Source organism: Microcoleus sp. MON1_C1 (assembly GCF_036701945.1).
Classification (GTDB): domain Bacteria; phylum Cyanobacteriota; class Cyanobacteriia; order Cyanobacteriales; family Microcoleaceae; genus Microcoleus.
Window position 1 is genome coordinate 1 of sequence record NZ_JAUBRO010000094.1, and the last position, 9,210, is coordinate 9,210.

10 protein-coding genes are annotated in these 9,210 nt (G+C 48.0%); all 10 read right to left on the reverse strand.

All coding sequences use genetic code 11. From position 1 onward, the window contains the following. Positions 1-304 precede the first annotated feature (304 nt). Entirely contained in the window at positions 305-1,216 is a 912-nt protein-coding gene (locus tag QUA62_RS28310; RefSeq protein ID WP_333408140.1) for an alpha/beta hydrolase, read from the reverse strand. Positions 1,217-1,289: 73 nt separating this feature from the next. Then, positions 1,290-2,255 carry an SDR family NAD(P)-dependent oxidoreductase gene (locus tag QUA62_RS28315; protein ID WP_333408141.1) on the reverse strand — a complete coding sequence of 322 codons (966 nt, stop codon included), beginning with the start codon at positions 2,253-2,255 and terminating at the stop codon, positions 1,290-1,292. 270 nt (positions 2,256-2,525) lie between these two features. Then, entirely contained in the window at positions 2,526-3,281 is a 756-nt protein-coding gene (locus QUA62_RS28320) for an SDR family oxidoreductase (protein ID WP_333408142.1), read from the reverse strand. Between the two features lie 71 nt (positions 3,282-3,352). Further along, positions 3,353-4,144, reverse strand: coding sequence for a CPBP family intramembrane glutamic endopeptidase (locus QUA62_RS28325; RefSeq protein WP_333408143.1), 792 nt, complete (start codon positions 4,142-4,144; stop codon positions 3,353-3,355). A gap of 212 nt (positions 4,145-4,356) precedes the next feature. Further along, a complete protein-coding gene (locus QUA62_RS28330) occupies positions 4,357-5,379 on the reverse strand; it encodes an LLM class flavin-dependent oxidoreductase (RefSeq protein WP_333408144.1) in 1,023 nt (340 codons plus the stop codon). Between the two features lie 113 nt (positions 5,380-5,492). Then, positions 5,493-6,407, reverse strand: a complete 915-nt coding sequence (locus tag QUA62_RS28335) for a pirin family protein (RefSeq protein WP_333408145.1) — start codon at positions 6,405-6,407, stop codon at positions 5,493-5,495. Positions 6,408-6,548: 141 nt separating this feature from the next. Then, a complete protein-coding gene (locus tag QUA62_RS28340) occupies positions 6,549-6,905 on the reverse strand; it encodes an AraC family transcriptional regulator (RefSeq protein WP_333408146.1) in 357 nt (118 codons plus the stop codon). 89 nt (positions 6,906-6,994) lie between these two features. Continuing rightward, a complete protein-coding gene (locus QUA62_RS28345) occupies positions 6,995-7,750 on the reverse strand; it encodes an SDR family oxidoreductase (RefSeq protein WP_333408147.1) in 756 nt (251 codons plus the stop codon). Positions 7,751-7,907: 157 nt separating this feature from the next. Next, complete coding sequence (locus QUA62_RS28350; protein WP_333408148.1) at positions 7,908-8,576, reverse strand: NAD(P)H-dependent oxidoreductase; 669 nt, start codon at positions 8,574-8,576, stop codon at positions 7,908-7,910. Between the two features lie 159 nt (positions 8,577-8,735). Then, entirely contained in the window at positions 8,736-9,119 is a 384-nt protein-coding gene (locus tag QUA62_RS28355) for an ester cyclase (RefSeq protein ID WP_333408149.1), read from the reverse strand. Between the last annotated feature and the right edge of the window lie 91 nt (positions 9,120-9,210).

A 9,210-nucleotide genomic window follows, 5' to 3' on the forward strand; every position in this document is an offset into this window, starting at 1 on the left:
GCTTACTTAAATGACTTAATTGGTAAGCGAAGAAATACTTTAGTATAAATACTCATCGCAAAAGTGACACGCTCCCTATCCGTTTAGTAGCAAATGCAGATATCACAGCCTCGTAGCACACCAAAAAAGTTTTCTCGCTCCCAGCCAAAGGCGATGTGCAACTTAACTAAATAGTCATGTCGTTCCATTGTTTCTCATAGTGATCTCCTTTCTTTTGTAAGCCTAATGTTCAGGTCATTAACCAACAACTGGCTGAGATTCAATTCCTCGACACTGAAGCCTAATTGCTGAATGCTTGATTCGTCTATCGATTTTGGATTGTTTTCAGAAAACCAAGATAATTCGATGCTGCTTCCTGAGCGTTTTCGATCAACAGCAAATGTCCTGCTTTGGGTAATTGAATAATTTGACTCCCTAGAAGACAGCGATGTGAGCGATCGACATCCCGAATATCATAGATTTTGTCTTCCTGACCCCAAATTGCCAGGGTCGGAACCCGACTGTGAGGCAACTGACAAAGCACATCATCATAAAGATTCACAATGTCCCAAGTCTGTTGATAATTTCGATTACGATTCACATAATCGTTCAATTTCTCGGTTTTGACCTCATCCGGAATCGTAGGAGGCGTCACGAAAAGCAGACTGATTTCTAGATCGAACTGCTCTTTGGTAATCGGAATAAAGGGATTGATGCCCTCAATAATCGATTTCCTGACGCTAGTTGCCCAATTCGTTACGCCTAGCGGTGAACCGATAAAGGCGAGGCTGCGAACTTGGTTGGGATAAAGCTGGCTGTAAAGGGCTGCGATCGTGCCCCCCATCGAGCTACCTGCAACCTCAAGGGATTGAATCTTTAGCTGCTCGACAAACTGGTGCAAGAGGGCTACCTGATTCTCTAGTGCATAGTCTTTCACGGTAAATCCAGTACTCTTGGCATAACCGGGTAGATCGGGTGCAATCGCTTGATAGCCTGCTCTAGCCAACTCGCACATCATGCCATTCCACTGCTCTTTCTCGGCAAATAATCCATGCAGCAGTAAAATCGGCTGTCCTGTCCCTGCTTGATTATAGGAAAGCGTTCCACTCCCGATTTGGGTAGAGCGAGTTGCGATGTCACAAGTTGAAGCAGGAGTTGCGCGATTCAGCCAACCAGAGCCAACAAGCACACTGACAACCAGAACGATAATAACTAACCGAAGAATGAACTTTCTCATGAATAGTTTTTCCTGACTATTCCAAATCCCAGGGTAAACGCATCTAAATTTTATTGACAAAAGTCGAAAACCTTTAGGATACAGCGCTGATCAATTCCTCGCTTTTCGCCCAAAGCTGCTTAGCTTTGTTAGCGTCAAGTGCATACGACCTTACGCCGTCGGCAAACGGGTTGGGCGTGTCATTGATCGGCGCAACTGCACAATCTTCGAGATAGTGTCCGCCGATCTCGTCTTTGTCAGCTACGACTGCTGCCCAGACCGACGTTGCGGCTGCCTGCGGAATTTCTTTCAACTCTTTCGGCGGCAGACTCGCTTCGGTGCGCGCTGCGTCAACGGTCTGCAAAAGTTCCTGCAAATCCTCTGGCGAGAAATGGCGGGGCAGGTCCGTGAGACTGTTTCCGGGCATCACCGAAGCAGCCCGAATGCCGCGATCGCGATGCCGCCTGTCAAACTCCACAGCGAACAGGGAATTGGCGGTTTTCGATCGGCTATAGGCGACCCATGGATCGTATGCCTGTTGCTCAAAATTCGGATCGTCCAAGTCGATATCGGCACCACGATGTGAGAGCGACGACAGGACTACCAGCCGTCCATTATCGACGAGCAGCGGCTCGATCCCATTGATCAGGGCGAAATGACCAAGATGGTTGGTTCCGAACTGGACTTCAAAGCCATCGATCGTCCGACCGAACGGAGTTGCCATAACGCCAGCGTTAGCGATGATGGCATCGAACGGTTGACCGTCAGCCAACAGTTTATCCGCACAGGCACGAACGCTTTGCAAGGATGCCAGATCGAGATTGATCAACTCCAGGCTGTCGCCCTGCGACGCGGCATCACGAACCGATGCAGTGGCTAGCTCAGCTTTAGTGAGGTTCCTGACCGCGCCGACGACGCTAGCGCCGTGAGAGACCAGTGAGCGGGCGGTTTCAAGCCCAATGCCTGACGATGCACCCGTAATGAGAAATCGCTTTCCCTTGAGATTAATGCCGGAAAGCACCTCGTCGGCGGTCGATTTTGCACCAAATTTTTCAGCCATTTCTTTTCCTTTCGTTAATTGTGAGTGTAAAAGTTTTGATCTTTCGCATACCCTACGATCACCGCTCCTAAACCGCGAGAACCACCCGTTACCAGTGCAACTTTGCCTGCAAGTGTTGTCGTCATGATGGACTCCTTTGGATGTATTACTGCTCAATCAAACACTGCGTACTATCGGGATGCCCTTGAGGAACCAACGGCACGGAGAGTGATCGAGCAGATGATGCAGGTCGATCGCTACTTGGTCGCAACGTGTCGCACTGCCGATCGACTACTGCGCTACATACCCACCATCTACCATCAACGTTTCACCTGTTACGAACGATGCCAGGTCAGATGATAAAAACAGGACTGCATTTGCAACTTCAAGAGGTGTTCCAACCCGTCCGATCGGGTGAAGTCCTGTTATGTAAGCTTTGGCTTCATCTTGCCCACCTGTAGCTGCTTCAAACATGTCTGTTTCGATTGCTGCTGGTGCAACGACATTGATGCGAATACCTGCTTTGGCATATTGGAGCGCAGCCGCTTTTGTCAAGCCTATTACTGCACTTTTACTCGCGGTGTAGAGAGGTACGCTAGGAAGTGCAACTACTCCATTTGCAGATGCCGTATTGACGATCGAACCACTTCCCTGTTTCAACATCTGAGCAATTTCATATTTCATCGACCACCAAACGCCTTTGACATTGACGTTCATCATGCGATAGTATTCCGCTTCTGGTTGCTCAATCAGTGAGGGATTTTCACCGACAGTTCCTGCATTATTAAAGGCAATATCTAACCGACCAAAAACACTCACCACTTTATCAACCATTGCTTCAACATCGGCTTCTTTCGTGACATCTGCTTGCACAAAAATTGCCTCTCCGCCAGCTTTCTTGATCAATCGAATAGTTTCTTCACCTTCATCCATTCGACGGCCAACAACAACAACCTTTGCTTGTTGTTGGGCATAAGCGATCGCGGTTGCTCGACCAATTCCTGAAGTTCCGCCAGTGACTAGCGCCACTTTATCCTGAAGTATCATTCTATTTCTCCTAAAATCTAAGTCCGGTTGTTCTTTCTTGAAATAATCGTGAAATCGCTTTAGAAAAAAGCTTAGACAAATCTTGCAAGCTTTAGGCTAAGAGCAAAGGAAAAGGCATGAAAGCTGACATGGGATAACATCGCAGCCTCAAGCGAGTATTGCCAAAAGAGCCAACCAAAAGCAATGCCAGCAATCCCATTGAGTAATATCGCTCGGATGATCACAAGCGGAGTGAGTGGAACTATCGCGGCAGTTGCGGGCAGGTGTAAAAGTCCAAATACCAGCGCTACTAGCACAATCGCACCTTGGTATATTCCTTGGCTTGGCAACGTAATGCCTTGTTTTAAGACTTTCCACGCTATCCAAACAAGCAGCGACATTAAGCCCCAGCGCATCAGAATTTCCTCAGTGAGGCCGCCATAAAGCATTGCAGTAAGTGAACTCAGCCAATTTGGTTCTGTGTGATTGGATGCCTGTAGCGCTTCAGGTAGAGCAGGTTTCATGAACCGATCGAGCAACAGGACAATGATTGTCGTCGCTGCACCTACACCCAAGCTCCATTTCATCTCAATGACAGAAAATGGAATCTTAGGGGTATGAAGTACCCAGTAGTCAATCAAATGTGAGCGTAATCCAACGCGATAGGCACAGCCAATTCCAATCAGAATGCTGATTGCCAGTAGAACTGTAAGCTGTAGTCCTTGCAGCAGCATTAAAACCCACAGTGGCGGAACTTTTGCCAGTCTTTCTGGAGACAGTTTCGCCAACTGTTGCTCAACTAATGGAACCGACGTAATCATCAACATCGCAATTCCCGCACTGCCCAAAGCAAATAGAAACCCAAATTGTTTCAAAACTGCCATTGATTCAATCTCCAGAGACATCAGAATACTGGGTAGACACAATGCCAAGATAGAGAATGACAACTGGTGAATAACGCCACCTTATTCTGAAGTATCATTCTATTTCTCGTAAAATCAAGTCCGGTTGTTCTCTCTTGAAATGGATCAATTCACTGTGAGTCCACAATCAAAAATCAACTCGCTGTATATCCGCCATCGATCGTTAAGGTATTTCAATTGTTTAAGAGTGGCGACATTTGCATTCCAATCAGTTCAATGGAGCGCATCAGTTGGGTGTGGTTCATCTGCGCGTTGTCCATTTGAAAAGTTACTCTCGAAATGCCGCCGAGCGATTCGCTATGACGGCGGATTTTCTCCGCCACTTCTTCGGGACTGCCGACGAGTAACGCGCCGGTCGCGCCGCGCTGCGCGTCAAAATCGGCACGCGTAACAGGCGGCCAGCCTCTCTCTCTGCCAATTTTAGTGAAGGTTTCGGCGTAGCCCGGAAAAAATTCTTCAACGGCTTGTTCAGTCGTGTCGGCGACATAACCGATTGAATGCAATGAAACTTTTAATGTTTCGGGCGCGTACCCGGCGCGCGCTCCAGCATCGCGGTATAAATCTACGAGCGAGCGAAAGCGATGCGTTTCGCCGCCGATAATGGCAACCACGAGCGGCAGTCCAAGCATTCCGGCGCGGAGAAAGGATTGCGGCGTACCGCCGACCCCGATCCAGATGGGAAACGGTTTTTGCAGCGGACGCGGATAAATTGCTTGGTTTTCCAGCGCGGGGCGAAATTTGCCCGACCAATCGACTGTTTCATTGTCCCGAATTTTGAGCAAGAGTTCGAGCTTCTCAGCGAAAATCTCGTCGTAATCGCCGAGACTAAATCCAAATAGCGGAAAGGCTTCGGTGAACGATCCGCGCCCGACAACCATTTCGGCGCGACCTTTTGAAATCAAATCGAGCGTGGCGAATTGTTGAAACACACGTACCGGGTCAGCCGCGCTCAGCACCGTAACCGCGCTGGTTAGACGGATGCGCTCGGTGCGTGCGGCGGCAGCGGCGAGAATAACCGCGTTTGCCGAATCTAAAAATTCATGCCGATGATGCTCGCCGATACCGAAGATATCCAAGCCGGAACGATCCGCCTGCTCTATTCTCTCCAGCAGTTCGGCGACAGACTGCGTGGCATCCGCCGTTTCACCATTTTCACTCGTTCCAACCGAGGCAAAACTGTCAATTCCGACTTCCATATCATTTCCCAAGCGTTTTGCGAATGAAATAGACTTAATCCGAAATAGTAGAAAGCCTTGCTGTACGAGTTAAGCTACTGTTCTCTCGCTCAGCAAAGAACGCCTAACCATCATCAACTCAGAGGGGGCGCGCTACTACCACGATCTGAATTATCAGGGAGCGGAATGAATTCAGTTTCACCGGGAACCGCCGGGAAGCGGCGGTCTTGCCAATCTCGTTTTGCCTGCTCGATACGCGCTGAGCGGCTCGACACAAAGTTCCAGTACTTTGTGCGATCGCCCACTGGTGCCCCGCCGATAATCATTGCTTTTGCCTCAGCCCCCGCACTGATATTTACTGATTCATCCGGCGCTAAAACGGCTAGACGATATGGCTCTAAAGGCTTTCCATTTACGAATAGGCCGGATGTGACGCTATAAACTGCCCTTTCTAAACCTTCTATTGGCGCTAGCTGAAATTGACTACCCTCCGTGAAAACGAGCGCTAGGTAAAGAGTAGCAGAGTAGGTTTTAACTGGTGATTGGTGAGACTGATAGCTACCGGCGATCAAGGTCGCGCTGGTGTCTGTTTGAGTCCACCTCGGTAAATCAGTCGCCGAATAATGTGAAAAGCTGGGTTCAACTTCTTCAGCGATTTCGGGGAGGGCAATCCAGGTCTGAATGCCGTGAAGAGTAGATTCTTTCTCTCTAAAGCTCTCGGGCGATCGCTCAGAATGAACAATACCTTTGCCCGCTGTCATCCAGTTCACCTCGCCCGGAAAAATCTCTTGTACTGTACCTAGACTATCTCTATGCAGAAGGCTTCCTTCAAACAAATAGGTAACCGTCGCTAAATTGATGTGTGGATGGGGTCTAACATCGACGCCTTTTCCAGCCGGGAAAATAGCTGGGCCTAAGTGATCAAAGAAGATGAAAGGTCCAACCATTTTTAGGATTTCACTCGGTAAGATGCGCTGTACACTAAACCCACCTAAGTCATGCTTTTCAGGCGTGATTAATTGCTGAATACTCATTTTTGTACGATCCATTCTTAGTTGACGTTGTGGACGAAGATACAATCTTAGTTCTGTTTCTGCTTCAGATTCTTGCCTAACTCAACTTCAATGTAATGAGTGCCAAGACTCGATTTCTTTCAGATTCTTAGGACAACTTTTCAGATTCTTATAGTGCTAGCGAATCTGCTTGGGGGTCTTTCCCGTGAATCGCTTGATGTGCTGCGTCAAATGGCTTTGACTGGAGAAGCCTACTTGTAGGGCAATGTCTGCGATCGCCAAATCTGTTTTCGATAGCATCAACTTTGCCTGTTCCACGCGCTGTTGAATCACGTACTGACGGGGAGAAATTCCCATTGTTTTCTTAAACAAACTTGCAAAGTAAGTCGGGCTAATATTGAGCACTTCTGCAAGCTCAGTCAGTGACAAATCTCGATCAAGGTGAGTACGAATATAGCCGAGCACTTGCTGTAATCGGATGTGTGTTAAGCCTTTGCGCTTGGTTTCAAGGGTTGGCGTTGTAATTGTTAGCATGGTTCAAAGATTGGCAATTTGCTCAACAAAACAGGCAAAAGCTAGCCATCGTGCATTCGATCAGTGCAATATTTTGCATTGCCGATCGACTACTGCGCTACATATCCACCATCTACCAGCAATGTTGCACCTGTTGTGAACGATGCCATGTCAGATGATAAAAACAGGACTGCATTTGCAACTTCAAGAGGTGTTCCAACCCGTCCGATCGGGTGAAGTCCTGCCATGTAAGCTCTAACTTCCTCCTGCCCACCTGTCGCTGCTTCAAACATATCTGTTTCGATTACCGCTGGTGCAACGACATTGATGCGAATCCCTGCTTTGGCATATTGGAGCGCAGCCGCTTTTGTCAAGCCTATTACTGCACTTTTACTCGCGGTGTAGAGGGGGAAGGTAGGAAATGCAACGACTCCATTCGCAGATGCCATATTGACGATCGCACCACTTCCCTGTTTCAACATCTGAGTAATTTCATGTTTCATTAACAACCAAACGCCTTTGACATTGACATTCATCGTGCGATCATATTCCGCTTCTGTTTGCTCAATCAATGAGGGGTTTTCGCCGATAGTTCCTGCATTATTAAAGGCAATATCTAACCGACCAAAAACACTCACCGCTTTATCAACTATTGCTTCAACATCGGCTTCTTTTGTGACATCTGCTTGCACAAAAATCGCCTCTCCGCCAGCTTCCTTAATCAATCGAACAGTTTCTTCACCTTCATCAATTCGACGACCCACCACCACCACCTTTGCTTGTTGTTGGGCGTAAGCGATCGCGGTTGCTCTACCAATGCCCGATGTTCCTCCCGTCACTAAAGCAACCTTGTCTTTAAGCATCATGATAGTTACCTCTTGTTGTGAATGGCTGTGTCACTTTGTCAAAAACTCAATGAGCAATACGTGTAGGAGCCAGCAATAAGAAGCGCCTCCTACAACCAGGATGAGTACGATCCTGGCTGCGTGCCCCATAAATTCAGTCCTGCCAGTTCCATGCCGATCAATACTGACCTACGGCGATCGGCAACTCACGTTCAATGGTTCGCAATCGTTGCGAAAAATCATTCAAGATACGTTGACGAATTGCATCTGTTTGGCGAACGGGGGCATAAACAATCTGCGGAGCAAGAACGTCAAAACCAGCGAATTGCAGCATCCCTCGCTGAATTGGGCGCAGAATAGCATGGATATCACCGTTAAAACCGCCTGCAAGATAGTCCTCTTCTGTGCTACCTGTGGTCAACGAGAGCATTGCTTGCTTACCTCGAAATCTGCCCGTTTCATAAATATGTCCATTACCGTAAACACGCCCCATAACAAAGACGCGATCGACCCACCCCTTCAAAATTGCAGGGACACTGAACCACCACAAAGGGAATTGCCAAATCATCAGATCGCACCATTCCAGTTTTTGGATCTCAACTTCAATTTCTGGAATGAATCCTCCAACTTCAGTTGCATACATCTCTTCAAGTTGCTGCTTAAAGTAGTCAGGATCTTTGACAGACGTAAAGTTGCGGCGATCGGATGCAGGCTCAAATCTCATGGTATGGAGATCTGAATATTGAACATCATGCCCAGAGTCTTTGAACGTGTCAATTGCTGTCTGAAACATTGCTCCGTTAAAGCTTTTCGACTCTGGGTGTGCAAGAACAATCAAAACTTTCATGTGAGTTATCTCGTTTTCTAAGTTTCTAAACTTTTGCTAGGGCTGGATAATCCAGATAGCCTTTTTCACCACGGGTATAGAACGTGGCTGGGTCAGGCGAGTTGCGATCCTGGTTGCAAAATGGCGGGTTTAGGCATTGATATTTGCTGGCTCCTACACTTAGTCGCGATCGCTGGCACGATCGATCAGTGCGTTTGAGGGCAAGCTCGGATCAAGTACCTTGCGCGCACTGTCAACCCCTACAACGGGCAGTGTACCTGGATCAAGCATGCCGAGTTGAACCAATACACTCGCCTGATCCCAGTAGATGTGTTCATGGGCTAGCTTGCCGCCACGGAACCGGATAATCGCTACCACTGGCACTTCAACACGTTTCCCTGTCGGAGCAATGCCGGGTAGCATCCAGTCCATCTGAATGGTATGAGTGAACTTAGCCACCATTTCATCGACGAGTTGATTAGTCCCGATCGTGCGCGAGATTGGGGTCAACTCCATGTCGGGCGGCATCTGTGAAATCAAGTATTTGGAATAAAACTCGCGCACTGCTGGTTTCTCGACGGGAGCGTGTCACTTTTGCGATGAGTATTTATACTAAAGTATTTCTTCGCTTACCAATTAAGTCATTTAAGTAAGC